The sequence below is a fragment of the Variovorax sp. PBS-H4 genome, assembly GCF_901827205.1.
In the GTDB taxonomy this organism is placed as follows: domain Bacteria; phylum Pseudomonadota; class Gammaproteobacteria; order Burkholderiales; family Burkholderiaceae_C; genus Variovorax.
The window spans coordinates 1,691,198-1,716,899 of record NZ_LR594675.1 but is presented as its reverse complement, the minus strand read 5'-3'; the positions used below and the strand labels follow the sequence as shown (position 1 = coordinate 1,716,899).

Here is a 25,702-nt window from a genome sequence, read left to right as displayed (position 1 = left end):
ACGGACGGCATCGGCCGCCGGCGTCGTCACAACCCTGACATGAAGGGCGAACGGCGTGCTGGCGAAGCTCGCGACCTGGCTCGGCGCTGCCGGCCGTTGCACCCATCCTCCGACTGCTATTCGTTCGATAGCAAGCTCCGCAGTCCCCATGGGCCCTGCAAGCCCATGCAAGAAGGAATAAGATTCACCGGGTGTCTTCCATCCTGAACGCCGACCTGCACTGCCACTCCGTGGTATCCGACGGCACCCTCACTCCCGAGGAACTGGCGGCCCGCGCCGCCGCAAACGGCGTCGAGCTCTGGTCCCTGACCGACCATGACGAGATTGGCGGCCAGCACCTTGCAGCCGCGGCAGCGCGGGCGCAGGGCATGCGCTATCTCACCGGCACCGAGATCTCGGTCACCTTCGCGAACGAGACGGTGCACATCGTCGGGCTCGGCTTCGACCCGCACGACGCCGCCATCAGCGAGGGGCTCTACGCCACCCGCGGCGGCCGGGGACGGCGTGCCCAGGAAATGGCGGACGGCTTGGCCCAAGTGGGCATCCAGGGCGCCTACGAAGGCGCGCTCAAGTTCGTGGGCAATCCCGAGCTGATCTCGCGCACCCATTTCGCTCGCTTCCTGGTCGAGCAAGGCCATTGCCGCGACACCGCCGAGGTGTTTCGCAAGTTCCTCACCGAAGGCAAGCCGGGCTACGTGCCGCACCGCTGGGCCGCACTGAAGGACGCGGTGCACTGGATCACCCAGGCCCATGGCCTCGCCGTGATCGCGCATCCGGGGCGCTACAAGTTCACGGCGAACGAGGAATATGCGCTGTTCCTCGAGTTCAAGGAACACGGCGGCCGGGCCATCGAGGTGGTGACCGGCAGCCATTCGCCGGCGGAGTACGTCGAATACGCCGACAAGGCGCTGGAATTCGGCTTCGCCGCGTCGCGCGGGAGTGATTTCCACAGCCCCGATGAAAGCCATTGCGACCTCGGCAAATTGCCGCTGCTCCCGGGCAAGCTGACCCCGGTGTGGGAACTGCTCGAAGACCGGATCCAGTGAGCAGCCCGAGCACGACGACGACTGGCGGCCTGGCGGAGCGCAAGCGCACGCGCGACCTCGAATCCGAGCGCATCCTGGCCGGCATCGGGCTGCTCATGCTGGCCGTGGCCTGCTTTGCCACGCTGGACAGCGCCACCAAGCTCTCGACCGCCGGCGTGCCGATCCTCATGGGCGTGTGGTTCCGTTACGCCTTCCAGGCGGTGGCGACCACCGCCGTGCTGCTGCCGCTGAAGGGCACGGCGCTGCTGCGCACCAAGCACCCGAGATACCAGATGCTTCGCGGGGCGCTGCTCCTGACCTCGAGCACGCTGGCCTTCTTCAGCCTGCGCTACATGCCCCTGGCGGAGTTCACCTCGATCGTGCTGATCGCGCCGCTGGTCATCACCCTGCTGGCCGCGACGACGCTCCACGAGCAGGTGTCGCCGCTTCGCTGGGTGCTGGTGGCGGGCGGCTTCATCGGCACGCTCGTCATCCTCCGCCCGGGCAGCGAGGCCTTGAGCTGGGCCGTGCTGCTGCCCATCGGACTCGTGCTGACCAACGCCTGGTTCCAGGTGCTCACCAGCAAGCTGGCCCGCACCGAGAACCCGCTGACCATGCACTTCTACACCGGCTGGGTGGGCACGCTGCTGGCGTCGCTCGCCCTGCCCTTCGCCTGGGCGGCGCTGCCGGGCTGGAACTGGTGGGCGCTGCTGTGCCTGATGGGCTTCATGGGCACGGTCGGGCACTTCATCCTGATCCTGGCGTACCAGCGCGCGCCGGCCTCCACCCTCACGCCCTACCTCTACGCCCAGATTGCCTTTGCCATGCTCGGCGGCTGGCTGGTCTTCTCGCAGGTACCGGACCGGGTGTCGCTGATCGGCATCTCGATGATCGCGGTGTGCGGCGCCGCCGGCGCCTGGCTCACGGTGCGTGAGCGGAGAGAGCCGATCGAGCCTGCGGAGTCCTGAGCAGGCCCCCGCCTCCGTTTGCCGGCAGAATGCATCGAACACATGGCCCAGTACTTCGAACTTCATCCGGACAACCCTCAGCAGCGCCTGCTCAAGCAGGCAGCCGCGCTGCTGGCGCGCGGCGAGATCGTGGCGGTGCCCACCGACTCGAGCTACGCCCTGGCCTGCCATCTGGACGACAAGGACGCGGTCGACCAGCTGCGCCGCATCCGGCAGGTCGACGAGAAGCACCACCTCACCCTCTTGTGCCGCGACCTGAGCGAGCTCTCGAGCTATGCAAAGGTGGACAACAAGCAGTACCGTCTCCTGAAGGCAGCGACGCCGGGCCCGTACACCTTCCTGCTGGAGGCCACCAAGGAAGTGCCACGTCGGGTCAGCCATCCCCAGCGCAAGACCATCGGCCTGCGCGTGCCCGACCACAAGGTGCTGGGCGAACTGCTCATGCTGCACGGGGAGCCGCTGCTGGCCACCACCCTGATCCCGCCCGGCGAGACCGAGGCACTCAATGATGCGCAGATGATCCGCGATCGCTTCGAGAAGCAGATCGGCGCGGTCATCGCCTGCGGCGCCTGCCCTTCCGAACCCACGACCGTGGTCGACTTGACGCCCATGGGCACCGGCGGCGAGCCGGTGCTGGTGCGCGAGGGCCGGGGGCCGCTGGCGGTACTGGGCCTGTGAAGGTCTGCGCCCCTGGCCAGGCCGGGGCCGTCTGAGACAATGGTTCGGTGGATATCTCCAATCTGATCGAAAAAGTGCTGATCTATGCACTGCCCGTGATCTTCGCGATCACGGTGCACGAGGCGGCTCACGGCTACGTGGCCCGCTACCTGGGCGACCAGACGGCGTGGATGATGGGCCGCGTGACGCTCAATCCGGTCAAGCATATCGACCCCATCGGCACCATCCTGATGCCGTTGCTGCTCTATTTCGCCACCTCCGGTGCCTTCCTGTTCGGCTATGCCAAGCCGGTGCCGGTCAACTTCGGCCGGCTGCGCCATCCGAAGCGCGACCAGATCTGGGTGGCGCTGGCCGGCCCGGCCTCGAACTTCATCCAGGCTATTTTGTGGGCGCTGGCCTTCGTGCTGATGCGTGCCGCAGGCGTCGAGGAGACCTTCTTCCTCGAGATGGCGCGCGGCGGCGTTCTGGTCAATCTCGTGATGTGGGCCTTCAACCTGTTCCCGCTGCCCCCGCTGGACGGCGGCCGGGTGCTCGCCGGCCTGGTGCCGCGTGGCGGCGCTCAGGACTTCCTCGCGCGCATCGAGCCCCACGGTTTCTTCATCGTCATGGGCCTGGTCGTCGCCGGCATCGTCGGCACCTGGTGGCTGCGCCCGCTGATGAGCTTCGGTTACCAGGCCATCGGCCTGCTCATCTCGCCCGTCACGGCGCTGCCGCGCTGACTACGCTCCTCCCATGGCAAGTTCCTCCTCCAAGCCCCTTCGCTTCCTCACCGGCATCACCACGAGCGGCACGCCGCACCTGGGCAACTACGTCGGCTCGGTGCGCCCCTCTGTTCGTTTCAGCCGCGAAGCCCATGTGCAGAGCTTCTATTTCCTCGCCGACTACCACGCGCTGATCAAGGTCGACGAGCCCGCGCGCATCCAGCGCTCCACGCTGGAGATCGCGGCGACCTGGCTGGCCTGCGGCCTCGATCCGCAGCGGGTGACCTTCTATCGCCAATCCGACATCCCCGAGATTCCGGAGCTGACCTGGCTGCTGACCTGCGTCACCGGCAAAGGCCTGCTGAACCGCGCCCATGCCTACAAGGCGCAAGTGGACAAGAACGCCGCGCGCGGCGAGGACCCGGACGCCGACGTCAGCGCCGGCCTGTTCATGTACCCGGTGCTGATGGGCGCCGACATCCTGATGTTCAACGCCCACAAGGTGCCGGTGGGGCGTGACCAGATCCAGCACATCGAGATGGCGCGCGACATGGGACAGCGCTTCAACCACCTCTACGGCGAGCACTTCACCCTGCCCGAGGCCGAGATCGACGACGCAGTGGCTACGCTGCCGGGCCTCGACGGCCGCAAGATGAGCAAGAGCTACGACAACACCATCCCGCTCTTCGCCCCGCGCGCCCAGCTGCAGAAGCTGATCGCAGGCATCGTGACGGACTCCCGCGCTCCCGGCGAGCCCAAGGACACCGAGGGCTCGGCGCTGTTCCAGATCTACCAGGCCTTTGCCGACGCCGAGGAAACCGAAACGCTGCGGCGCGCCTTCGTCGAGGGCATTGCCTGGGGCGATGCCAAGCAGCGCCTGTTCGAGCGCATCGACCGCGAGATCGCACCCATGCGCGCGCAGTACGAGGCCCTGGTCAATGACCCGGCGCAGATCGAGAAGATCCTGCTGGCCGGTGCCGAAAAGGCCCGGGCGATCTCACGCCCCTTCATGGCCGAATTGCGCCATGCGGTCGGCCTGCGCAACCTCGCGGCTGCGGGCAGCCGTGGCACGGCCAGGCCCAAGGCGGCGAGGGCCGCCAGGCCCGCATTCAAGCAATACCGGGACAAGGATGGGCTTTTTTATTTCAAGCTGCTCGACGAACACGGCTCACAACTGTTACAAAGCTTGGGTTTCGCATCGCCGCAAGACGCGGGCCGCGCGATCGGCACGCTGAGGGAACAGCGCGGCGCGGCCCTGGCCTTGCTCGCCGCGCAACTCGAACCCATCGACAATGCGAACATGCGCGCGGCAACGGACGCACTCGAAGCGCTCGCTGCCGAAGCCACGGGCGACACGAGCGACTGAGACGAAGAACTCCGCGCGACCAACAAGGGCCGGCCAGCCGGCCCGCATACAGTGAGAAAAAAGTTATGAGTATCTATGTCATCGACGACCACCCCTTGATGCGCGACGCCATCGTGATGGTGCTGCGGCGCCTGCGGCCGGCTGAGACCATCGTGGAGCTCGAACGGCTGGACAAGCTGGCCAGCGCGGTCAAGCAGCATGGGGAGCCTGGCCTGTTCTGCCTCGACCTGAAGCTTCCCGACGTGACGGGGGTTTCGGGAGTGATCGCGGTGAAGAAGATCTATCCCGACGTGCCGGTGGCGGTCTACTCGGCCTCGCCGGCCGGCGACATGGAAGAGGCCTGCATCGAGGCCGGCGCGGACACCTACATCGAGAAGTCGGCCAGTTCGGCCGAGCTCACCGCCGCGCTGCGGGGGCTCTTGATGGCCGATACCGAGGCCGAGGAACCGGTGGCCGCGGCCAGCAGCAAGCTCTCGAAGCGCCAGACCCAACTGATCGCCATGCTGGACCAGGGCATGAGCAACCGCGACATCGCGACCGAGCTCGACATCAGCGAGCACACGGTGAAGGTGCACCTGTGGCGACTCTTCAGGCGTCTTGGCGTCAAGAGCCGCACGCAAGCGCTGCACCATGCCCGCACGAACGGGCTGCTCTCCAGTAACAGCTAGCTCTTCAGCGGCCCGGCAACGCCGGTTCCGCGGTGTTCCTGGAACGAAAAAGCCGCCCTGCGAGGCGGCTTTTTTTCTTATCCGACCGCGCCGGAGATGCGGGTCTGGGCTTGCGACTCGTCGGCGTCGTGCAGGGCCACACGGAACACGCTGCCGCGGCCGAGCCTGGAGCGCACGCTCACGGGATGGCCCAGCGCGTGCGACAGCCGCGCCACGATCGCCAGGCCGAGGCCGAAGCCATCGGACGTACCAGCGTGGTCAGCGACCTTGTAGAACTCCAGGAACACGTCGCGCAGGTGCTCGCGCGCGATGCCGATGCCGGTGTCCCACACCTCCACCCGCAGGCCGTCCCGGGTGTGGCGCGAAGCCAGCAGCACGCCGCCCTCGGCCGTGTACTTGATGGCATTGGCCAGCAGGTTGCCGATCATGCGGCGCACGCGGATCGGGTCGGTCAGCACCGTGCCGGAGCTCACGTGCATGCGGAAGCTCAGGCCCTTGGCCTCGGCGACCGGGCGGTACTGCAGCTCGAGGTCGTGCAGCAGCTGGGCAACGTCGACCCGCTCGATGTGCAGCCGAACCTGGCCCGAGTCGATGCGGGCCAGGTCGAACAGCGAGTCGAACAAGGCATTGACCGCGTGCGTGGCGCGCACGATCTTCGGCGCGATTTCGGCCACGAGTTCCGGCTCGTTGCGCAGCCAGTCGGCGTAGAGCGACAGCGCCAGCACCGGCTGGCGCATGTCGTGCGCCGCGCTCGCAAGAAAGCGGTTCTTCATTGCCACGGCCGACACGGCCGCCTGGCGCTGCTGGGTCAGCGAGTTGATCAGGATGTGGTTGTGGAACAGCAGCTCGAAGCTGTTGCGCGCAGTCTCGTGGATGCGCCGGCCGGCGCGCAGGAGCAGCCACCAGTGCAGCCCCGGCAGCAGCAGGAAACCGTAATGGAAATGCGGGCGCTCGAACTTGAGCTCGATGACGCGGAAGACGATCGCCGCCAGCATGGTGACGAACAGCGTGTTGACGTAGCGCTTGAGCAGCGGCGGATGCAGCGCCAGCCCGTTGAGCGGGAAAGTGGCCACGCCGGCGACGATAAGCCAGCTCATGAACTGGTTCACCAGCGGCGTGCGCTCGAAGAAGATCAGGATCGACAGGCCCCAGGCGAACGCGCTGGCGCTCCAGAGATGCCGGTAGCGTTCGACGAAGTACTGCTGGGCGGCGGAATCGCGATCGGCATAGTGGCGGCCGTAGACCTGCTCCCCCCAGATGCGGCAAGCCGTGGCACTGATGCCGATGGCCAGCCAGACGAAGAGTTGCCAGGCGGGTACATGCCCCCAGCTCAGGCCCACCATCGCCGGCATCAGCGCCGCAGCCAGCAGGTAGGAGCCGCGCGAGGCCCGCATCAGGCTGCGGATCAGCTCGCCGCGCACCCACGGTTCGGCCTCGTCGGCAGAGGCCGGCGCCGGCGTGAGGCTGGCAAAGGACGAGTTGCCAAGCCCCGCGAAGGACGAATTACCCATCATGGCTCACGGTCCCTCCGATGTCAGTCCGGCCATAAAAAAAGCCCCTGTCGAGGGGCCCCCTGTGTGCGGCTCTCGGGCGCGCTGCGAAAAGCTCCGGCCGCCTTTGAAGGCGGCTTGGAAGCCCGCACCGGGCGCCCCACCGTGCCGCAATCTTAACTGGGTGCGCTGCCGATTCGCTCCCATCAACGTCGCGCACGCACAACGGACAGAGCCTAGCCGCCCCCGAAGTGGCGCATGGCCGTGCGACCGAGCGGTGTCAGCGCGGTCACGACGGCAGGAGCCGGCCTGCCTTGCGGCGGCAACTCGGCTTTCACGTAGCCCGCATCCCGAAGGACGCGCAAGTTCTCGATGTCCGCCTCTGAACTCAGCGTTATCGGTAACGAAGCGCCGGCAATTTTTCTCAGCAGCTCGTAGGCCATCCAGTCCTCCATTCGCTCTTGTTGTGTTCTTGTAGCGATTGTGGAGCATGGCGCTGCGAAGCCCGCGATGTCGGGCTGGCGGGACGACGCGCTGGGCCTTTTGTCCGCCCACTATCGGCGCACGGCCCGCATGTTCGAGGGGAGGTCACAACGCGTCCTGAACAGCTTCAGGCCAGCGCCCGCAGCTCGCGCAGCGCCACTGCCAGCATCGCGGCGTCGGGCACCGCGACAGCGCGCAGTTCGCCCATCAGCTGCGCTGCGCGCTCCAGCGTGCGGCCGTTGCTGGCCTGCCACGCCTCGACGCGCGCGGCCGGCGATTCGCCCTCGCTGCCGCCGGTGAGCACCGCATGGGTGATCGCGCGCTGCAGGCCGGAGAGGTCGTCCTGCATGGCGCCCTTGGCCAGGGCCTGCCAGTGCTGGTCGCCCGGCAGCGCAGAGATGCGATCGCGCAGCCACGGCATGCCGAGGCGGTTGGCAAGGTCGAAGTAGACCGCCGCCGCCAGCTCGACCGGCCAACGCGCGCTGCCGGCGATCTCGGCGATGTCGAGGGTGGCGTAGAGCGTGCCGAAGTTCACCACGCGCTCGGCCAGTTCGCGCGGCACACCCCGCGCCGTGTAGTGGGCCGCAGCGGCATCGACGCGGGCGCGCTCGTCGGCGTCGAGCAGCTGCGGCAAACGCGCCGACAGCGTCTCGACGTTGGACTTGAAGTGCTCGATGGTGGATGCCATGTCCCCGGTCAGCCGGCGTGAGCGCAGGAACCACATGGTGCCGCGCTCCAGCTGCCGGCCGGTATCGATCAACATGCCGGACTGCACCTCGTCGTCGACCCGGTTGTCCAGACCCTCGATGGCGAGCCACAGCGGCACGATGCCGAAGATCTCGCGCGACAGCAGATAGGCACGCACCACCTCGAAGGCGCGTGCGCCGGTGGTCTCGACCAGCCGGTGCACGAAGGTGCTGCCGACCCGGTTGATCGTGCCGTTGGTGACGTGGGTCGCAATGATCTCGCGCTTCAGCGGGTGGCGCGGCATCCAGCCCGCGAAGCGCTGGCGCAGCAGCGACGGGAAGTAGCGCTCCAGCGCCGTCGCGACCCACGGGTCGTCGGGCAGCGTCGACTCGAGCAGCTCGTCGTACAGCCAGATCTTGCTGTAGGCCAGCACCACCGCGCGCTCCGGGCTGGCGAGGCCCTGGCCCTGCGCACGGCGCTCGGCCAGCTCCTCGTCGGAAGGCAGGTACTCGATAGCGCGGTTCAGCCGCCCGGCCTTCTCCAGGTACTGCATGAAACGCGTCTGCGCATCGAGCAGCTGCGGTGCAATGCGCCCGGTGACCGAAAGCACCTGGGTCTGCAAGACGTTGTCGCGCAGAACCAGCGCGGCGACGTCGTCGGTCATCTCCGGCAGGATCGCGTTGCGCTGCTTTTCGGTGAGCTCTCCTTCGGTGATCGGCAGGCCCAGCAAGATCTTGATGTTGACCTCGTGGTCGGACGTGTCGACACCGGCCGAGTTGTCGATGGCGTCGGTGTTGATCCGCCCGCCCGCGCGCGCGTACTCGATGCGCCCGAGCTGCGTGCAGCCGAGGTTGCCGCCTTCGGCGAAAACCTTGCAGCGCAGCTCGCGGCCGTTGACGCGCAGCGCGTCGTTGGCGCGGTCCCCCACCTGCGCGTGGGTCTCGCTGGTCGCCTTCACGTAGGTGCCGATGCCGCCGTTGTAGATCAGCGCCACGGGGGCCTTGAGAATCGCGTTGACCAGCTCGGTGGGCGTCATCGCGTCGGCCTGGATGTCCAGCACCTGCTTCACCTGCGGCGTGAGCGGGATCGACTTGGCGCTGCGCGGATGCACGCCGCCGCCTTCGGAGATCAGGCTCGCGTCGTAGTCGGCCCACGAGGAACGCGGCAGCTTGAACAGGCGCTCGCGCTCGGCAAAGCTCTTCGCCGCATCGGGCAACGGGTCCAGGAAGATGTGCCGGTGGTCGAAGGCCGCCACCAGCAGGATGTGCGGCGACAACAGCATGCCGTTGCCGAACACGTCGCCCGACATGTCGCCGACGCCGGCCACGGTGAATTCGGTGCTCTGGGTGTCGATACCCATCTCGCGGAAATGCCGCTTGACCGACTCCCAGGCGCCGCGGGCGGTGATCCCCATGGCCTTGTGGTCATAACCGACCGAGCCGCCCGAAGCGAAGGCATCGCCCAGCCAGAAGCCGTACTCCTTGCTGATGCCATTGGCGTAGTCGCTGAAAGTGGCGGTGCCTTTGTCGGCCGCGACGACCAGGTAGGCGTCGTCGGGATCGTGGCGGCGCACCTGCGGCGGCGGCACGATGGCCGTGCCCGCCAGGTTGTCGGTGATGTCGAGCAAGCCTCGCAGGTAGTCCTGGTAGCAGGCCACGCCCTCGCGCAGGTAGGCGTCGCGGTCGCTCGCTGCCGGCGCGCGCTTGAGGACGAAGCCGCCCTTGGAACCCACGGGAACGATCACCGTGTTCTTCACCATCTGCGCCTTGACCAGGCCCAGCACTTCGGTGCGGAAATCCTCCGGCCGGTCCGACCAGCGCAGGCCGCCCCGCGCCACCCGCCCGCCGCGCAGGTGCACGCCCTCGAAGCGCGTCGAATACACGAAGATCTCGAACAGCGGCTTGGGTGCCGGCAGGTCCGGCACCTTGGCCGCGTCGAACTTGAAGGACAGGAACGCGCGACGCCGGCCCGCCGCATCGCGGCGCCAGTAGTTGGTCCGCAGGGTGGCCTGGATCAGCGCCAGGTACTGGCGCAGCACGCGGTCTTCAGACAGGTTGGACACACCGTCCAGCGCGGCCTCGATCTCGCGCACCTTGTCTTCCTCGCGCACCTGCGCGTCGGGCGCGGGCTGCGGGTCGAAGCGCAGCTTGAAGAGCTCGACCAGCGCCCGCGCGATCCCGGCATGCGTGGCCAGCGTGCCCTCGATGAAAGACTGCGAGAGGGCGAAGCCGATCTGCCGCATGTACTTGGCGTAGGCGCGCAGGATCACGATCTCGTGCACCGGCAACTGCACCGCCGTCACGAGGCGGTTGAAGTCGTCGTTCTCGACCTCTCCGTTCAGCACGGCGTCGAAGGCCGCCTCGAACACCGGGCGCAGCGCATCGACTTCGATCTCGGTGTCGCCCGAGGCCGCCAGGAGTCCGAAGTCATGGACCCAGACCGGCGACTCGCCCTGCGGCGCGACGCGGTGCGGATGCTCGTCGAGCACCTTCATGCCGAGGTGCTCGAGCATCGGCAGGCTGGCCGACAGGGTGATCGGCTCGCCGCGGCGCAGCACCTTGAAGCGCAGCGTGCCGGGGGGCGCTTCCAGCGGGCGGTACAGGTTCATCCCCAGGCGCTGCTCGTCGCCCAGTTGCGCCATCAGCTGGATGTCGTGCACCGCGGCGCGCGCGGCGAACTCGTCGCGGTAACCCGCCGGGAAGGCCGTTCCAAAGCGCCGCAGCAAGGCGTTGCCCTGCGCCTCGCCGGCGGCTTCGATCAGTGCGGTCTTCAGGTCGTCGCCCCAGCGGCGGGCGGCGGCCACGAGCTTCTCCTCCAGCTCGCGCACATCGAAAGCGGGGATGCTCCCGGGCTTGGTGCGCACCGTGATCTGGACGCGCGCCAGCACCGATTCGGACAGGTGCACGTTGAACTCCGAAGCGATCCCGTTGAACTCGCGCATCAGGATGTCCTGCCACCTCTGGCGCAGCTCCGTGGTGTAGTTCTCGCGCGGCGCGTAGATCAGGCAAGAGAGGAAGCGCTCGAACGGATCGCGCCGCACGAACAGGCGGAAGCGCTGGCGTTCGCCCAGGTGCAGGATGCCCGTCGCCGTCTGCAGCAGGTCATCGTTGCCGATCTGAAACAGCTCGTCGCGCGGGTAGGTCTCGAGGATGTTGATCAGCGCCTTGCCCGAATGGCTTCCGGCCGCGAGACCGGCACGCTCCACCACCCTGGCGATCTTGCGGCGCAACAGCGGGATATCGGCCGGATTCGCGCTGTAGGCGGTGGACGTGAAGAGTCCCAGAAAACGGTCTTCCCCGCACACCTCGCCCCGCTCGTCGAATCGCTTGACGGCCACGTAGTCGAGGTGGCCGGGCCGGTGAACGGTGGAGCGCGACGTCGACTTGGTCACCACCAGCAGCTCGGGCCGGCGTGCATTGGCGCGGATTTCGGGCGGCAGCGCGGCGAAGGCGGCGTTGGCGCTCGGCGCCTCTGCGTCGCGCAGGATGCCCAGGCTCGAACCCGGCACGATCTTCAGCGCATCGTCGCCGTTGGCCTTGACCAGCTCGTGGCTGCGATAGCCGAGAAAGGTGAAATGGTCGTCGGCCAGCCAGCGCAGGAAGGCCTGGCCCTCGGCCAGCTCCTGTGGCGGGATGGGCGGCGGGCGGTTGTCGAGGCCCTGCACGATCGCGAGCACCCGCTCCCGCATGAGCTTCCAGTCGGCCACGGCCCGGCGCACGTCGTCGAGCACGCGCTCGAGGTCGACGGCCAGCGCCTCCATGCGCGCCGGCTCCGGCACGCGGTCGACCTCGACGTGGATGAAGGACTCGCGGCGCGCATCCGGCGATGCTCCCGCCTCACTCGCCAGGCCCCGCAGCACGCCGTCCGCGCCGCGATCCACTGCCATGAGCGGATGAATGATCAGGTGCAGCGTGAGCCCGTGGCGGTTGACCTCCATCGTGACCGAATCGACCAGGAAGGGCATATCGTCGTTCACCATCTCGATGATGGTGTGGGTCGACTGCCAGCCGTGCTCCGCGACCGTCGGGTTGAAGACCCGCAGCTTGGCCCGTCCCGTCTCGCGCTTGCGCGCGAAGCTCCAGTGCGAAAGCGCGGCGCCGTAGAGGTCCGCCGCCGGCCGCTCGTCCAGGTCTTCCGGGTCGACCTGGGCGAAGTAGCGGCGCACGAAGGCGCAGACTTCCTCCACCGATTCGGCCGGGAGCTTGGCACGCACCAGCTGCTCTACTTCCTTGAGGCGCTCGTCCTTGCGCGCGGCTTCGGTCGTCTGCGTGGTCATCAGCATGCTCGTCTCCGGTTGGCGCCCTAATCTACATCGCAATCGGGTCGCGCAAATGAATTGCTTCGCCCCGGGCGGCCGGCGCAGCTGGCTGGCTCCAGCTCAGGCGTGCTCGCCCGAGATGTAGTGCTGAAGCTGCTCGATGATGAACTTCTGCTCCGAGATAATGCCCTTGACCAAGTCGCCGATCGAGATGAGCCCGATGAGCCGGTCCTCGTCATCGAGCACCGGCAGGTGGCGCACCCGGTTCTCGGTCATTACCGCCATGCATTCCTCGCTGCTCTGCGAAGGATGCACATAGATCACGGTTGGGGTCATGATCTCGCGCAGGCGGGTGTCCTTGGATGAGCGCGCCATCAGCACGACCTTGCGCGCGTAGTCGCGCTCGCTGAGCATTCCCACAATGCGCTCGCCCTCCATCACCAGCAGGGCACCGATGTTCTTTCGCGCCATCAGCGCGACGGCCTCATAGACCGAGGCGTCGGGCCCGAGGCTGTGAACGGCACGGTCGCCTTTGTCCTTGAGAATTTCTGCCACGGTCTTCATCGTTGGTGCCTCCGAACAGCAATAGGAATGGTGCATGGATGACAACATAGGCGGGCCGAACTCGGCAAGTCCCCCTAAAGACCACCCCTAAGATCTTGCTGTTTCGGCAACTCGACCCCGGAGGCTTCATGGATCTTCAATTGAGCGGCAAGCACGTCCTCATCACCGGCGGCAGCCGCGGCATCGGCCTGGCCTGCGCCCGCGAGTTCCTGCGCGAAGGCGCGCAGGTCAGCCTGGCCGGGCGCAGCCAGGCGCACCTCGACGCGGCCCTCGCGCAGCTGCGCTCGGAAGGCCATGCCGCGGTACGCGGCCACAGCGCCGACTTGGGCGACGCAGCTGCGGCGCTCGCGATGCTGGATGCCGCCGAGGCGGGCCTCGGCCCGGTGGAGGTGCTGGTCAACTCCGCGGGCGCCGCGCGGCGCACGCCCTTCGGCGAGCTGCAGCCGCAAGCGTGGCACGACGCGATGCAAGCCAAGTTCTTCACCTACATCCACGTGATGGATCCGGCGATCAAGCGCATGGGCGCGCGGGGCGCGGGCGCCATCGTCAACATCATCGGCATGGGCGGCAAGGTCGCCGCGCCCACCCACTTGGCTGGCGGCGCAGCCAACGCGGCACTGATGCTGGCCACCGCCGGCCTCGCCGCCGCCTACGGGCGGCTGGGGGTGCGCGTGAACGCGGTCAATCCCGCGATGACATTGACCGAGCGCATGGCCGAAGGCCTGGCGGCCGACGCGCGCCTGCACCAGCGCAGCGAAGAGGAGGTGCGGCGCGATGCCGAGGCCCGCATGCCGCTGGGGCGCATCGCGAACCCGGAAGACATCGCCAGTGCCGTCGTGTTCCTGAGCTCGCCGCGCGCCGGCTACATCTCGGGCGCCATGGTCTCGATGGACGGAGCAGCGACGCCGCTGGTGGTCTGAGGCATCGCCCCGTTCTTCTACAAATAGCGACAGTCGCCGGCATCGAGGAACCCGCCCAGCAGGGGGCGGGAGCCGAAGCGACCTCTACCAGCGCCGGGCGACTGTCTACCTCGATGTTGAAACGCCAGTCTTAGGCCTGTCTTAAAGTGCGGCCCTCGCTGGCATTGCCTCATGCCGCCGGACTGGGCCGCTCGGCCAATTCGCGGCTCGACTCCTAGGCCAAGAAGCGCGCGAGATTCAGCAGCGACCAGCCAAAGCCGACCATGAGTGCAAGGATCAGCGCTGCCTTGATCCATACGTTTTCCGGTCGCCGCCGACGGAAAGGGCCGGAGATCGGGTTGAACGAAGAGGCCCGCGGCGCTCGCTCGGGCTTGTCGGTCCACCACCCCAGGTTGGTATCGGTTGCATCTTTCATGGCCTACATTTTGGCCAACAAATGTAGTACTTTGGGCTTCTTAAATGCTCAAAACCTTAGATGCCTGTGAAAAACTCCCATACTTTCGTATTCATTTTCGAACGACTCTTCTCGCACGTGAAAAGCCCATCGACTTGCGGGAAGGAGCACACCGCCGCAGCGGACCCATCGACACACCGCCCTTCTCGGGTGCTCCGCCTACAGCTCCCCGCGCGGGCGGACGCGTAGAACAAGCGCATCGGCAACGGTGCCGGAAAAAATCAGAGGAAAGGTCGCGGGCGTGTTGTTGGCAACCATTCTTGTCGAAGACAGCAAGACCATTCGCGACAACCTGATTGCTGCGCTGTTGGAGTTTGCCGATATCGAAGTTCTGGCGACGGCAGAGACCGCTTCCGAAGCCATCGTTGCGGCGACCCGCTACGCCGAGCGGTGGAACCTGATGATCCTGGACTTGTTTCTCAAGGAAGGCTCCGGGCTGACGGTGCTGCGAGCTTTCAAGGACCGACGTTCGGACCAGAGGATCGTGGTGCTGACGAACTATGCGACACCGGAGATTCGCAGCCGGTGCGCGACGGCCGGTGCGAGCGCGGTCTTCGACAAGTCCACCGAACTCGAAGCCTTCTTCGACTACCTGTCGAACGAGAGCCAACAAAAAAGCCCAGGAGTTTGATCTCTTGGGCTTCTTGCGTGTTGAATGCCGGCGCAGGCCTTCTGGCGGGAGGGTGTCGGCCGAATGTCGGGATGCAGGGCGCATGGAGCCTACGCTTCTGCCGCCGAGAAAGAGCAGCCTCAACACCTAGCAGCATCGGGCGAGCGACGAAGGCATCAAAGAAGTGTCGAGAGCTCCGGCACGGCCGTGAACAGGTCGGCCACAAGACCGTAATCGGCCATCGAGAAAATCGGCGCTTCCTCGTCCATGTTGATGGCGACGATCACCTTGGAGTCCTTCATGCCGGCCAAATGTTGGATCGCGCCCGAGATGCCTGCGGCGATATAGAGCTGCGGCGCGACGATCTTGCCGGTCTGGCCCACTTGCCAGTCGTTCGGTGCGTAGCCCGCATCGACCGCTGCGCGACTTGCACCGAGGCCCGCATTAAGCTTGTCGGCCAGGGGCGCCATGACTTCGGTGAACTTCTCAGCACTGCCAAGAGCCCGCCCGCCCGAAACGATGATCTTGGCAGCCGTGAGTTCGGGGCGTTCGCTCTTCGTGACTTCACGGCCGACGAAGCTGCTCTTGCCCGAATCGGCCACGCCTTCTGCGGTTTCGACCGATGCGCTGCTGCCCGTGGCAGCCGCGGCATCGAAGCCGGTGATGCGCACGGTGATGACCTTGGTTGCATCGCTGCTCTGCACGATCGCGATGGCGTTGCCGGCGTAGATCGGGCGTTCGAAGGTATCGGGGCTCACAACCAAAGTGATGTCGCTGATCTGCGCCACGTCGAGCTTGGCGGCCACGCGCGGCGCGGCACTCTTGCCGTTGGCGGTCGACGGGAACAGGATGTGGCTGTAGTTCGATGCGATGGCCAGGACCTGCGCGGCGACGTTCTCAGCGAGGTTCTCGGCGAGGGACGGGCTATCGGCCACGATGACCTTGGAGACACCGGCAATCTGCGCGGCGGCCGCGGCGACTTGGGCGGCGTTGGTGCCGGTCACGAGCACGTGCACGTCGCCGCTGGCGCAGGCGATGGCCGCGGTCACGGTGTTGAGGGTCGCCGGCTTGACGGTAGCGTGGTCGTGTTCTGCAATCACTAGTACGGTCATGTCGTTGGTCCTCAGATCACCTTGGCTTCGTTCTTGAGCTTGTCCACCAGCGTGGCCACGTCGGGCACCTTGATGCCCGCGCCGCGCTTGGGCGGCTCGCTGACCTTCAGGGTCTTCAGGCGCGGCTTGACGTCGACGCCGAGGTCTTCAGGCTTGAAGGTGTCGAGCTGCTTCTTCTTGGCCTTCATGATGTTGGGCAGCGTCACGTAGCGGGGCTCGTTCAGGCGCAGGTCGGTCGTAATGACGGCCGGAAGCGCCAGGCTCAGCGTTTCCATGCCGCCGTCGACTTCGCGCACGACGGTGACCTTGCCGTCCGCCACGTCGACCTTCGATGCGAAGGTGGCTTGCGGCAGGTCGGCCAGCGCGGCCAGCATCTGGCCGGTTTGGTTGGCGTCGTCGTCAATGGCCTGCTTGCCCAGGATGGTCAACTGGGGTTGCTCCTTGTCGACAAGTGCCTTCAGCAGCTTGGCGACGGCCAGCGGCTGCAGCTCTTCGGTGGTCTCGACCAGGATGCCGCGGTCGGCGCCGAGGGCCATGGCGGTGCGCAGCGTCTCCTGGCACTTGGCATCGCCGCACGAGACGGCGATGACTTCGGTGACGACGCCCTTCTCCTTCAGGCGGACCGCCTCTTCGACAGCGATCTCGTCGAACGGGTTCATGCTCATCTTCACGTTGGCGATGTCGGCGCCGCTGCCGTCACTCTTGACGCGAACCTTGACGTTGTAGTCCACCACACGCTTCACCGCCACCAAAACCTTCATCAATCTTCCTTCCGAAATGGTTCACTTCAATGGACAACGCGCCGCATAGGAGTCCGCGTACTCGCTGAACACCTTGCGTCCCAAGCGCATGACGGGCATCCCGTCCGCTCCCTTGACGATCTCGCCCAGGTACAGGTCCTGGATGGGGAACTGGTTGTTGTTGTATTTGAAGGGGCCACGAACCGACTGGAAGTCGGCCGCCTTGAGCGCCTTCAACATCGACGCACGGTCCTCGACCTTGCCGCCCACCTTGCGCACGGCACTGTCCAGAAGGTGCGCGGCGTCGTAACCCTGCACCGCGTATGAAGAGGCCGGGTACTTGTACTTCCGCTCGAAGCCCTCGACGAAGCGCTTGTTCGCGGGGTTGTCGATGGAAGGTCCCCAGAACTCCGCTGTGCCCACGCCGATCGCTGTTTCGCCGATGGCGGGGAGTGTGGCTGCATCGATGGTGTACGCGGAATAGAGCGGAATCTTGTCCTTCAATCCCGCCTGCGCATATTGCTTCACGAACTGGATACCCAGGCCGCCGGGATAGAACACAAAGGCGGCGTCCGGAGCCGCGGCACGCAGCTGCGCCAGCTCCGCGGCAAAGTCCAGCTGGCTTAGTGGCGTGTACACCTCGCCGACGATGGTGCCCTTGAAGTGGCGCTTGATGCCGGCCACCACTTCCTTGCCGCCTGGAAAATTGGGCACCATGACATAGAGCTTCTGGACCTTGTTCTGTTGCAAGGTCATGCCCATGGCTTCGGCGAGCGTGTCGCCCTGCCAAGATGTCGAGAAGAAGTACGGCGAGCAGTCGGCGCCTGCCAGAGACGATGGCGCTCCGGAGACGCCCAGCATCGGGATCTTCGCCTGGTTGACGACGGGCAGCACGGCGTTCACCACGCTGGAAAACATGGGTCCGACGAGCACGTCGATCTTGTCCGATTCCACCAGCTTGCTGGCAGCCTGCCGCGCGATGTCCGGCTTCTGCTGGTCGTCAACATGGATTACCTCGACCGAAAGCCCGCCGAGCTTGCCGCCCTTCTCCTCCAGCGCCAGGTTGAAGCCATCTCGCATCTGGGTGCCCATCACCGCATTGGGACCCGACAGCGTGGCCAGGATGCCCAGCTTGATCTTGTCTGCAGCGGCCGCCGGAAGGCTGCACAGCGCGCAGGCCGCGACCAGCGCCAGGCTCGGACGAGCGAAGGGAAGTTCCATCTTTGTCTCCTGCGTGTAGTTGAATAGCAGCAGGCCATCCTGCAGGCTGGAAGATTCACGTCAACGGATCGCCCCGTCAATCCGGATGACCGCATCGTTCCGTACAACGGCAGTCGCCTGCGGGTGGGAAGAGGTGCATGCGGCCGCCAGCCGGGCGTCATCGACTATCGGTGCGCAGGTGCAGCTGGGCATTTTTCGGCCGGGGTTGCCCTCGGTTCGCGGGCCCTGGCTGGGCGGGCGGCCAAAGACGACGCTCTACCAATGTACGGAACTACGGGCGTGTCGCTGTTGACGGTCCGCGCGGCCGAACGGCATCCTAAGGGCGCCCGGTGCAACAACCGGGATTTCACTTGAAACCGTGGAGCGAGACATGCCCAAGACAACGAAGACAGGCCAGCCATGACGCTGAACCTGCTGATAGAACAAGCCCTCAACGGCTGCCAGTTCGGCCTGATGCTTTTTCTGACCTCGGCCGGCCTCACGCTGGTGTTCGGGATCATGAACCTGATCAACCTGGCGCACGGCTCGCTCTACATGGTGGGCGCGTACGTCGGCGCGACCGTGCTGGCCCACACCGGCAGCTTCCCTTTGGCCATTCTGGCGGCCGTGCCCGCCGCCGCACTGTTCGGCGCACTGATCGAACGACTGCTGCTGCGGTGGTTCTACCACCGCAGCCACCTGGATCAGACTCTGGTGACCTTCGGCCTGATCATGGTGATCAACGAAGCCGTTCGAATGCTCTGGGGCGCGACCCCGCTGCAGATGAAGTTGCCCGTTGCGTTACAGGGCTCCGTTCGACTGCTGCCCGACTTGCACTACCCCACTTACCGGCTGGTGGTGTTGGGCGTGAGCCTGGCGGTTGCGCTGCTGCTGTATCTGCTGGTGGTCCATACCCGTGCCGGCACCTGGGTGCGTGCCGGCGCCAGCGACCGTGTCGCCGCGTCCGCGCTGGGAATCAATGTCACGGCGGTGTTCTCCGTCGTCTTTCTGGCGGGCGCAGGGCTGGCCGGCCTTGCCGGCGTCATGGCGGGACCGATCTTCGCGGTGCAGGTGGGAATGGGTGAGCCTATTCTCATCCTGGCGCTGGTCGTGATCGTCATCGGTGGCGTGGGCTCCGTGCGTGGCGCGTTCATCGCCGCGGTCCTCGTGGGTCTGGCCGACACGTTCGGTCGAGTGCTGCTCAATCCCGCACTTGGCTCGATGGTCATCTACCTGTTCATGGCGCTGCTGCTCGCATGGCGCCCCCAAGGACTGTTCCCCGCCCATGCTTGACACCAGCCAACTCCCTTTTGTCGCGCCCGCGGGCTCGACGTCGCGCCTGCGCCCACACGTGGGGCCATGGCTGCCCATTGTCATCGTCAGCCTGCTGCTCGCGATGGTTCCACCGCTTGCCACGCATTGAACGAGCCCTTTCTACTCCGCGTGTTCGCGCGCGTGATCGTGTTTGCCATCGCCGCCGTGTCACTCAACCTGCTGCTGGGGTTTGCCGGGCTGATCAGCATCATGCATGCAGCCGTGCTGGGCCTGGGCGGCTACGTGGTGGCCATTCTCGCCATGCATGCGGAGGATCCCTCGGGCGGTGGTCTGATGTCCGCCCTGGGAACGACCAATCTGCTGGTGGCCGCGCCGGTTGCCATCATGATCACAGCGGCGACCTCCGCAGTGCTGGGCATGGTGGCACTGCGCACACGCGGCGCCTACTTCATCATGATCACGCTGGCCTTCAACCAGATGCTGTACTACCTGTTCATCTCCCTGGACCAGTACGGCGGCGACGAGGGCTTGCAGGTGAACTCGCAGCTCAAGCTGGCGGGCCTGGACCTGCAGAACCGCACCACCGTCTACTTCGTGTGCCTGGCTTGCCTCGTGACCGTCATGGTGCTCAGCCTGCGCCTGGTGCGCAGCCGCTTCGGCGTGGTGATGCGCGCCTGCGCTGGCAACGAACGGCGCGTCTCCTCCGTTGGGTTGAACCCCACGAACTACCAGCTTGCAGCCCTCACCATCGCTGGTGCGATGGCGGGGCTGTCGGGTGTCCTGCTGGCCCTCACCCAGCAGTTCGTGAGCCCCGCCGACTTGGCCTGGACACGCTCGGGCGAGCTGATCGTGATGGTGGTCCTGGGCGGGATGACCACCATCTGGGGCCCGGTCGTTGGCGCGACCGTGTTCCTCCTGTTGGAGCTGCAACTCTCCGGTCTGACCATCCACTGGCAGTTGCCGTTCGGCATCCTGATCATCCTGATGGTGGCATTCCTGCGCACCGGTCTGGCCGGCCTCGGGCAGGCCTTGTTGTCACACAGGAAGAACAGGGCGGGCCATGACTGACGCGATCCTCAGAATCACCGGGTTGTGCAAACGTTTCGGCGGCCTCAAGGTCACGTCGGACCTGTGCCTGGACATCCGGCGGAATGAATTCCACGCGCTCATCGGTCCCAACGGGGCCGGCAAGACGACACTGATCCATCAACTGCACGGCATTCTGGGCTCCGACGAGGGCAGCATCCATTTCGAAGGCCAGCCGATCACCCGGGAGCCCGTGCACAAGCGGGCCTTGCTGGGCATCGCCCGATCCTTCCAGATCTCTTCGGTGGTGATGGATTTCACCGCGCTGGAGAACGTGGCCCTGGCCGTTCAGGCCAACCAGGGGCACAGCTTCCGGTTCTGGCGCTGCGCGGCGACCGACGAGTCTCTTTGCGGCCCGGCACGCGAGGCACTCGCGCTGGCAGGCCTGGACGCACGGGCCCATACCACCGCGGCCGAGTTGTCGCACGGTGAGCGCAGGCAGCTGGAGATCGCCATCGCCCTGGCCATGCGCCCCAAGCTGCTGCTGCTGGACGAACCCATGGCCGGCATGGGCCACAACGAGAGCCGCAAACTGGTCGACCTGCTGTTGCGACTGAAGGGGCGGTACACCATCGTCATGGTGGAACACGACATGGAGGCGGTGTTCTCGCTGGCAGACCGGTTGACGGTGCTGGTCGCCGGCCGCGTGATCGCCACCGGCGCGCCGGCCGATATCCGCTCCGATCCCGCGGTCCAGGCCGCCTACCTGGGGCACACCCAACCGGAAGTCGCGCATGCTGCTTGAGATCGAGGACGTCCATGCCGGCTACGGTTCGGCCAAGGTGCTGCACGGTGTCTCGCTGTCCATAGCGAGCGGGCAGCCCATCGGCCTGCTGGGCCGCAACGGAATGGGCCGCAGCACATTGATCAACGCCGTCATGGGAATCTGCCGCGCCCAGCACGGGCAGATCCGATGGAAGGGCGAACGCATCGACCACCTGCCACCGCATGCCATCGCATGCCGCGGCATCGGCCTGGTGCCGGAAGGAAGGCGCATCTTCCCGAACCTCAATGTCCGCGAGAACCTGCTCGTGGCCAACCGCCGGGCCGATCGCCCCAACGCCTGGACGCTGGAGCGCGTACTTGATTTCTTTCCGCGCTTGCGCGAGCGCCTGTTCAACCCTGGCAATCTGCTGTCCGGGGGCGAGCAGCAGATGCTGGCCATCGGGCGCGCACTGCTGACCAATCCGGACCTGCTCATCTTCGACGAGGCCACCGAAGGCCTGGCGCCATTGATCCGCGAGGAGATCTGGGACATCCTGCGCACGCTCGCAAAGGGTGGCGTCGCGATGATCGTGATCGACAAGGACGTCGAGTCCGTCAGCCGCGTGGTAGAGCGCCACTACGTCATCGAGAAAGGGTGCATCGTCTGGCAAGGCAGCACACACGACTTTGCGGCCGATGCGTCGCTGCAGCGACGCTACCTCAGCGTGAGCGAAGGCGCCGACGCAGACCACCCGACTTGATAGGACCCCGCCCATGCACTATGAAGATTTTCAGTTCATCCGCTTCGATCGCCACCCCGACGGCGTGTTGCTCGCAACCCTCAACCGGCCGGAGGTCATGAACGCGACCAATGGCCTGATGCATTGGGAGCTGACCCAGCTCTGGAGCGTGGTACAAGCCGATGCACAGACCAAGGTCGTCGTCGTGACGGGTGCGGGTGAGCGCGCGTTTTCCGCCGGCGGCGACCTGGCCTGGGTGGAGCAGATCGTCGGCAACCCGCGCGAGGTCGCCGTCGTTCAACAGGAGGCGGCCGCCATCGTCTACAACATGCTCGCCTGCGAAAAACCCATTGTGTCGGCCATCAATGGCACCGCTGTGGGCGCTGGCCTGGCCGTTGCGCTGCTGGCCGACATCAGCATCATCGCCGACGGCGCACGCCTGACCGATGGGCACGTGAAGCTGGGCGTCGCTGCGGGCGACCACGCCGCCATCGTCTGGCCCCTGCTGTGCGGTATCGCCAAAGCCAAGTACTACCTCATGACCGCTGACTTCCTGGATGGGAAAGAGGCCGAGCGTATCGGCCTCGTGAGCTTGTGCGTACCAGGTGCAGAGCTGATGGACCGCGCGCTGGCCGTGGCCGCCCGCCTGGCGCAGGGTAGCCAGACGGCCATCCGCCACACCAAGGTCGCACTCAACCAGTGGATGCGCATGGCCGGTCCGATCTTCGACCATTCGCTAGCGTTGGAGATGCAGGACTTCCTCGGCGAAGACGCCGCCGAAGGACTGGATTCGGTGCGAGGGAAGCGGCCCCCGGCGTTCCCTTCGGCCCGCCTGCCTGAAGTTTCCAGCTGAACCGAACGCGTCAGCCAACCTGCCTGGAGATCCAACATGAACAAAAACGAAAAACGCACTCTGCTGCGTGGCGGCACCATCGTCTCTGGCGATCCGGCCGTCGGTGATCTGCGCCGCGGCGACCTGCTCATCGCGGGTCGCCGCATCGAAGCCGTCGGGCCGTCGATCGACGCGAGCGACGCCGAAGCAATCGACGCGCGGGGCATGGTGGTGATGCCCGGCTTCGTCGACAGCCACCGGCATACCTGGCAGTCCTTGCTGCGAGCGGTCGGCACCGACTGGACGCTGGGTCAGTACTACACCGGCATGCGTCTGGTGATGGGCGGGCTGTTCACGCCCGATGACATGCGGCTGGCCAACCATCTCGGCGCGCTCGAGTGCCTCAATGCCGGCATCACCACGCTGTTCGACTGGAGCCACAACAACAACACGCCCGACCATGCCGATGGCGCGATCGCGGGCCTGCGCGATGCCGGCATACGCGCCGTATGGGCTTACGGAAATGGCAACGACGAGTGGATTCCGCCCAACGACAAGCCGTCGAACATGTTCGACGTGGCGCGCGTGAAACTTGAGCACTTCTCGTCCTCGGACCAGCTACTGCGCATGGCATTTGCGGCGCGTGGGCCGGAGTTCACGCCGCTGGACATGACCGAACAGGAGTTCCGCCAGGCACACGCACTCGGCTTGCCGATCTCGGTCCATGTCGGCGTGGGTCGCTGGTCCGCGGTCCAGCCCATGAAGCAGTTGCAGGCCCGCGGCCTGCTGTACCGCGGTACCAACTATGTGCACTGCTGCACGTTGCCCGATGACGAACTCCAGATCCTGGTGGACAGCGGCGGTTCGGCCTCCTTGGCGCCCGACACGGCGCTGAACGAAGGATTTGGCGATCCACCTACGCTGCGCCTGCTGAAGCTGGGCCTCAAGCCGAGCCTGTGTGTGGATGTGGTCTCATCGGCACCTGGCGACATGTTCGCTGCGATGCGGCTGCTGTTGAGTACAACGCGTGGCAACGAGGCGCGCAAGGCGCTGCAGGAGAACCGCGACTTCGACCCAATCCCGCTGACCAGCAAAGAGGTCTTCGGCTTCGCAACCATTGAAGGCGCCCGCGCCTGCGGGTTGGGCAACATCTGCGGCTCACTCACACCCGGCAAAGACGCCGACGTCGTGATGCTCGATGCCAGCCAGATCAACATGATGCCGCTGAACTACTCGTACGGAAACATCGTCGAATCGGCGCACCCCGGAAACGTGGATTCGGTGTTCGTCGCCGGCCGGGCGGTCAAGCGCCACGGGCAGCTCGTCGGGGTCGACCTTGCGGATCTGGAACGCCGTGTCAACGGGGCGCGCGACCGTCTGTTCGAGCGTGCCGGCTTGTCCAGCGATGAGCACTGGATGCCCCGGGCGTTGCCAAAAACCGAACTGGCGGACGCTGGTTGATCTGATCCGGGCGTCAAGTGCGGAAGGGCCGACCGGCTCGTGGTCGGCCCTTCTGCTTTGGAGTCTCCTCCCGCCATGCGGTCCGCTCTTCGCCGACCGGCCTCCTTGTGTCAGAGGATCAGATGCCGCGCGTCGTCGACCGCAGGATTGCCGGCGTGGCTGATCTGCGGTGCTGTGATCGGATCAAAGCTGAAGCTGCCGAGGTGGGCCCACGCAGCGCTGTACTGGACGGGCAGCCGGGCCTGCGCAGCGACGCCCAATCGCAGCGCAGCGCGCAGCGGCCAATAGGGATCGCGCAGCATCTCGCGCCCCAGCATCACCATGTCGGCACGGCCCTCGCGCACGATGGCATCTGCCTGCTCCGCCTCGTCGATCCAGCCTACGGACGCGGTGGGCATGTCGCACTGGCGCCGGATGGTTTCTGCGCCCGGCACTTGGTAGCCGCGCCCCACCTTGACCGCCGGGTTCGGCGTGTTGCCTCCGGAGCTGGCATCGATCAGATCAACACCATCCTCTTTCAGCCAGGCGCACAGCTGCACGGTCTCCTCCAGCGTCCAGCCGCCTTCGGCCCAATCCGTGTACGACAGGCGAAACGCCAGCACCTTGTGCTGGGGCCACGCCGCACGGATCGCACGCGCCACCTCCCGCGTCAGTCGGCATCGGCCCTGAAGCGACCCGCCATAGGCATCGCTGCGCTGGTTGGCCAAAGGGGAATTGAACGAATGCAGCAGATAGCCGTGGCCCGCGTGCACTTCGATCCAGTCATAGCCGGCGCGATCGGCACGCTCGGCCGCCTCAACGAAGTCGCGGACTGCCTGAGAGATCTCGTCGTGGCTGACCTCGGTGGGCACGGCATAGCCTGGCGCAAACGCGATCGGGCTCGGTCCGTCCGGGACCCATCCTCCTTCGTGGCAGGCGAGCGGCCGGCCCTGGGTCTGACTGGGGTCCGTCTCCCAGGGCGGGACGCGTGAGGCCTTGCGGCCGGCGTGCGCAAGCTGGATACCTGCGACCGCGCCCTGGCTGGCGATGAAGCGCGCAATGCGGCGGTGTCCGTCCAGTTGCTCGTCCGACCAGATGCCCAGATCCGAGGGGGTGATGCGCCCCTGGCGAGAGATCGCCGCGCCCTCCGTGATCACCAGCCCGGCGCCACCCGCCGCGCGCGAGCCAAGGTGCACCAGATGCCAGTCCGTGGGTACGCCCTCCACGCAGCTGTACTGGCACATCGGGGATACGCCGATGCGGTTGCGCACGGTGATGCCGCGCAAGGTCAAGGGAGAAAATAGAGTGCTCATGAGGGTCAGACGGGAGGGTTGAAAGGTTCGCCGGTCCCGGCGAAGTACTGGATTTCGAGAAGCACGCATCCTGTGCGGGATCCGAAAGGTCCATGCGGCGTGCCAGGCGGCCGCACCGAGTACATCGGTGCGAGCGATGGCGCATCGGGACGGTCCAGGGCGAACATGTCGCCGCAGAGGACGTAGACCTCTTCCCAGTAGCCATGAACCAGCGCGCCGCGTGTCAGCGCACCCGCGGCGAAGCGAACCATGCGCGAGCGAGCACCGCATCGCCGCGCCTCGTCAAGGTCACTGCCCAGCAACTTGACCTCAAGGCCATCGAACCCGGGCAGCGGACTCCATCCGCTCGCCAGATCCAGGGGCGCCATCTCGACGTGTGCTCTCATC

24 protein-coding genes are annotated in these 25,702 nt (G+C 66.2%); 14 read left to right on the top strand and 10 right to left on the bottom strand.

Features of this window, described 5'->3' with window-relative positions:
- Positions 1–191: 191 nt before the first annotated feature.
- From E5CHR_RS08170 to E5CHR_RS08145, 6 genes are all read left to right on the top strand, one after another.
- Positions 192–1,046 carry a 3',5'-nucleoside bisphosphate phosphatase gene (locus E5CHR_RS08170; protein WP_162579215.1) on the top strand — a complete coding sequence of 285 codons (855 nt, stop codon included), beginning with the start codon at positions 192–194 and terminating at the stop codon, positions 1,044–1,046.
- A 29-nt stretch (positions 1,047–1,075) separates the two neighbouring features.
- Entirely contained in the window at positions 1,076–1,993 is a 918-nt protein-coding gene (locus E5CHR_RS08165) for a DMT family transporter (RefSeq protein WP_332061344.1), read from the top strand.
- Positions 1,994–2,035: 42 nt separating this feature from the next.
- Positions 2,036–2,671: an L-threonylcarbamoyladenylate synthase gene (locus tag E5CHR_RS08160; protein ID WP_162579214.1), complete on the top strand. Its 636-nt coding sequence runs from the start codon at positions 2,036–2,038 to the stop codon at positions 2,669–2,671.
- 47 nt (positions 2,672–2,718) lie between these two features.
- The gene (locus E5CHR_RS08155) at positions 2,719–3,390 is read left to right on the top strand and encodes a site-2 protease family protein (RefSeq protein WP_162579213.1); all 672 of its coding nucleotides are present in this window, start codon (positions 2,719–2,721) and stop codon (positions 3,388–3,390) included.
- A 13-nt stretch (positions 3,391–3,403) separates the two neighbouring features.
- On the top strand, positions 3,404–4,738 hold the full coding sequence (locus tag E5CHR_RS08150) for a tryptophan--tRNA ligase (protein ID WP_162579212.1): 1,335 nt from the start codon (positions 3,404–3,406) through the stop codon (positions 4,736–4,738).
- 65 nt (positions 4,739–4,803) lie between these two features.
- Complete coding sequence (locus tag E5CHR_RS08145) at positions 4,804–5,406, top strand: LuxR C-terminal-related transcriptional regulator (protein ID WP_162579211.1); 603 nt, start codon at positions 4,804–4,806, stop codon at positions 5,404–5,406.
- A 77-nt stretch (positions 5,407–5,483) separates the two neighbouring features.
- Here the strand turns inward: E5CHR_RS08145 and shkS are convergent, their stop codons facing one another.
- The 4 genes from shkS to E5CHR_RS08125 all read right to left on the bottom strand — a co-directional run bounded on the left by shkS (position 5,484) and on the right by E5CHR_RS08125 (position 12,888).
- Positions 5,484–6,920, bottom strand: a complete 1,437-nt coding sequence (gene shkS / locus E5CHR_RS08140) for a surface-behavior sensor histidine kinase ShkS (RefSeq protein WP_232061996.1) — start codon at positions 6,918–6,920, stop codon at positions 5,484–5,486.
- A gap of 212 nt (positions 6,921–7,132) precedes the next feature.
- Positions 7,133–7,339 (bottom strand): hypothetical protein, encoded by a 207-nt coding sequence (locus E5CHR_RS08135; RefSeq protein WP_162579210.1) that lies wholly within the window; start codon positions 7,337–7,339, stop codon positions 7,133–7,135.
- 167 nt (positions 7,340–7,506) lie between these two features.
- Positions 7,507–12,348: an NAD-glutamate dehydrogenase gene (locus E5CHR_RS08130; protein WP_232061995.1), complete on the bottom strand. Its 4,842-nt coding sequence runs from the start codon at positions 12,346–12,348 to the stop codon at positions 7,507–7,509.
- 96 nt (positions 12,349–12,444) lie between these two features.
- On the bottom strand, positions 12,445–12,888 hold the full coding sequence (locus E5CHR_RS08125) for a CBS domain-containing protein (protein ID WP_162579209.1): 444 nt from the start codon (positions 12,886–12,888) through the stop codon (positions 12,445–12,447).
- Between the two features lie 128 nt (positions 12,889–13,016).
- Between E5CHR_RS08125 and E5CHR_RS08120 the strand changes: the two genes are divergently transcribed.
- On the top strand, positions 13,017–13,808 hold the full coding sequence (locus E5CHR_RS08120) for an SDR family oxidoreductase (protein ID WP_162579208.1): 792 nt from the start codon (positions 13,017–13,019) through the stop codon (positions 13,806–13,808).
- A gap of 214 nt (positions 13,809–14,022) precedes the next feature.
- Here E5CHR_RS08120 and E5CHR_RS08115 read toward each other — a convergent pair whose 3' ends face one another.
- Complete coding sequence (locus E5CHR_RS08115) at positions 14,023–14,223, bottom strand: hypothetical protein (RefSeq protein WP_162579207.1); 201 nt, start codon at positions 14,221–14,223, stop codon at positions 14,023–14,025.
- Between the two features lie 280 nt (positions 14,224–14,503).
- Here E5CHR_RS08115 and E5CHR_RS08110 point away from each other — a divergent pair, with 280 nt between their 5' ends.
- Positions 14,504–14,893 carry a response regulator gene (locus tag E5CHR_RS08110; protein WP_162583626.1) on the top strand — a complete coding sequence of 130 codons (390 nt, stop codon included), beginning with the start codon at positions 14,504–14,506 and terminating at the stop codon, positions 14,891–14,893.
- 155 nt (positions 14,894–15,048) lie between these two features.
- Here the strand turns inward: E5CHR_RS08110 and E5CHR_RS08105 are convergent, their stop codons facing one another.
- From E5CHR_RS08105 to E5CHR_RS08095, 3 genes are read right to left on the bottom strand one after another with little or no spacing between them, the layout of a single operon-like run.
- On the bottom strand, positions 15,049–15,984 hold the full coding sequence (locus tag E5CHR_RS08105) for an electron transfer flavoprotein subunit alpha/FixB family protein (RefSeq protein WP_162579206.1): 936 nt from the start codon (positions 15,982–15,984) through the stop codon (positions 15,049–15,051).
- A gap of 11 nt (positions 15,985–15,995) precedes the next feature.
- A complete protein-coding gene (locus E5CHR_RS08100) occupies positions 15,996–16,745 on the bottom strand; it encodes an electron transfer flavoprotein subunit beta/FixA family protein (RefSeq protein ID WP_162579205.1) in 750 nt (249 codons plus the stop codon).
- A gap of 21 nt (positions 16,746–16,766) precedes the next feature.
- Positions 16,767–17,945 carry an ABC transporter substrate-binding protein gene (locus E5CHR_RS08095; RefSeq protein WP_162579204.1) on the bottom strand — a complete coding sequence of 393 codons (1,179 nt, stop codon included), beginning with the start codon at positions 17,943–17,945 and terminating at the stop codon, positions 16,767–16,769.
- A gap of 399 nt (positions 17,946–18,344) precedes the next feature.
- Between E5CHR_RS08095 and E5CHR_RS08090 the strand changes: the two genes are divergently transcribed.
- The 6 genes from E5CHR_RS08090 to E5CHR_RS08065 all read left to right on the top strand — a co-directional run bounded on the left by E5CHR_RS08090 (position 18,345) and on the right by E5CHR_RS08065 (position 24,023).
- Entirely contained in the window at positions 18,345–19,217 is an 873-nt protein-coding gene (locus E5CHR_RS08090; RefSeq protein ID WP_162579203.1) for a branched-chain amino acid ABC transporter permease, read from the top strand.
- A 126-nt stretch (positions 19,218–19,343) separates the two neighbouring features.
- Complete coding sequence (locus E5CHR_RS08085; protein ID WP_162579202.1) at positions 19,344–20,267, top strand: branched-chain amino acid ABC transporter permease; 924 nt, start codon at positions 19,344–19,346, stop codon at positions 20,265–20,267.
- Positions 20,260–21,030: an ABC transporter ATP-binding protein gene (locus E5CHR_RS08080; protein ID WP_162579201.1), complete on the top strand. Its 771-nt coding sequence runs from the start codon at positions 20,260–20,262 to the stop codon at positions 21,028–21,030. The genes E5CHR_RS08085 and E5CHR_RS08080 overlap by 8 nt, the downstream gene beginning before the upstream one ends.
- Positions 21,020–21,751, top strand: a complete 732-nt coding sequence (locus E5CHR_RS08075; protein WP_162579200.1) for an ABC transporter ATP-binding protein — start codon at positions 21,020–21,022, stop codon at positions 21,749–21,751. The genes E5CHR_RS08080 and E5CHR_RS08075 overlap by 11 nt, the downstream gene beginning before the upstream one ends.
- Positions 21,752–21,764: 13 nt before the next feature.
- Complete coding sequence (locus E5CHR_RS08070) at positions 21,765–22,583, top strand: enoyl-CoA hydratase/isomerase family protein (RefSeq protein WP_162579199.1); 819 nt, start codon at positions 21,765–21,767, stop codon at positions 22,581–22,583.
- A gap of 36 nt (positions 22,584–22,619) precedes the next feature.
- Positions 22,620–24,023, top strand: coding sequence for an amidohydrolase family protein (locus E5CHR_RS08065; RefSeq protein ID WP_162579198.1), 1,404 nt, complete (start codon positions 22,620–22,622; stop codon positions 24,021–24,023).
- A 110-nt stretch (positions 24,024–24,133) separates the two neighbouring features.
- Here E5CHR_RS08065 and E5CHR_RS08060 read toward each other — a convergent pair whose 3' ends face one another.
- Both E5CHR_RS08060 and E5CHR_RS08055 read right to left on the bottom strand, forming a co-directional pair.
- Complete coding sequence (locus tag E5CHR_RS08060; protein WP_162579197.1) at positions 24,134–25,315, bottom strand: NADH:flavin oxidoreductase/NADH oxidase; 1,182 nt, start codon at positions 25,313–25,315, stop codon at positions 24,134–24,136.
- Positions 25,316–25,320: 5 nt separating this feature from the next.
- Positions 25,321–25,701 carry a cupin gene (locus E5CHR_RS08055; RefSeq protein WP_162579196.1) on the bottom strand — a complete coding sequence of 127 codons (381 nt, stop codon included), beginning with the start codon at positions 25,699–25,701 and terminating at the stop codon, positions 25,321–25,323.
- Between the last annotated feature and the right edge of the window lies 1 nt (position 25,702).

Excerpts from the sequence above, each read along its gene's own strand:
- E5CHR_RS08065 (WP_162579198.1), top strand. The coding sequence starts at position 22,620 with ATGAACAAAAACGAAAAACGCACTCTGCTGCGTGGCGGCACCATCGTC.
- E5CHR_RS08080 (WP_162579201.1), top strand. The coding sequence starts at position 20,260 with ATGACTGACGCGATCCTCAGAATCACCGGGTTGTGCAAACGTTTCGGC.
- E5CHR_RS08150 (WP_162579212.1), top strand. The coding sequence starts at position 3,404 with ATGGCAAGTTCCTCCTCCAAGCCCCTTCGCTTCCTCACCGGCATCACC.
- E5CHR_RS08070 (WP_162579199.1), top strand. The coding sequence starts at position 21,765 with ATGCACTATGAAGATTTTCAGTTCATCCGCTTCGATCGCCACCCCGAC.
- E5CHR_RS08135 (WP_162579210.1), bottom strand. The coding sequence starts at position 7,339 with ATGGCCTACGAGCTGCTGAGAAAAATTGCCGGCGCTTCGTTACCGATA.
- E5CHR_RS08105 (WP_162579206.1), bottom strand. The coding sequence starts at position 15,984 with ATGACCGTACTAGTGATTGCAGAACACGACCACGCTACCGTCAAGCCG.
- E5CHR_RS08145 (WP_162579211.1), top strand. The coding sequence starts at position 4,804 with ATGAGTATCTATGTCATCGACGACCACCCCTTGATGCGCGACGCCATC.
- E5CHR_RS08120 (WP_162579208.1), top strand. The coding sequence starts at position 13,017 with ATGGATCTTCAATTGAGCGGCAAGCACGTCCTCATCACCGGCGGCAGC.
- E5CHR_RS08130 (WP_232061995.1), bottom strand. The coding sequence starts at position 12,348 with ATGCTGATGACCACGCAGACGACCGAAGCCGCGCGCAAGGACGAGCGC.
- E5CHR_RS08060 (WP_162579197.1), bottom strand. The coding sequence starts at position 25,315 with ATGAGCACTCTATTTTCTCCCTTGACCTTGCGCGGCATCACCGTGCGC.
- E5CHR_RS08125 (WP_162579209.1), bottom strand. The coding sequence starts at position 12,888 with ATGAAGACCGTGGCAGAAATTCTCAAGGACAAAGGCGACCGTGCCGTT.
- E5CHR_RS08075 (WP_162579200.1), top strand. The coding sequence starts at position 21,020 with ATGCTGCTTGAGATCGAGGACGTCCATGCCGGCTACGGTTCGGCCAAG.
- E5CHR_RS08055 (WP_162579196.1), bottom strand. The coding sequence starts at position 25,701 with ATGAGAGCACACGTCGAGATGGCGCCCCTGGATCTGGCGAGCGGATGG.
- shkS (WP_232061996.1), bottom strand. The coding sequence starts at position 6,920 with ATGATGGGTAATTCGTCCTTCGCGGGGCTTGGCAACTCGTCCTTTGCC.
- E5CHR_RS08160 (WP_162579214.1), top strand. The coding sequence starts at position 2,036 with ATGGCCCAGTACTTCGAACTTCATCCGGACAACCCTCAGCAGCGCCTG.
- E5CHR_RS08090 (WP_162579203.1), top strand. The coding sequence starts at position 18,345 with ATGACGCTGAACCTGCTGATAGAACAAGCCCTCAACGGCTGCCAGTTC.
- E5CHR_RS08115 (WP_162579207.1), bottom strand. The coding sequence starts at position 14,223 with ATGAAAGATGCAACCGATACCAACCTGGGGTGGTGGACCGACAAGCCC.
- E5CHR_RS08100 (WP_162579205.1), bottom strand. The coding sequence starts at position 16,745 with ATGAAGGTTTTGGTGGCGGTGAAGCGTGTGGTGGACTACAACGTCAAG.
- E5CHR_RS08095 (WP_162579204.1), bottom strand. The coding sequence starts at position 17,945 with ATGGAACTTCCCTTCGCTCGTCCGAGCCTGGCGCTGGTCGCGGCCTGC.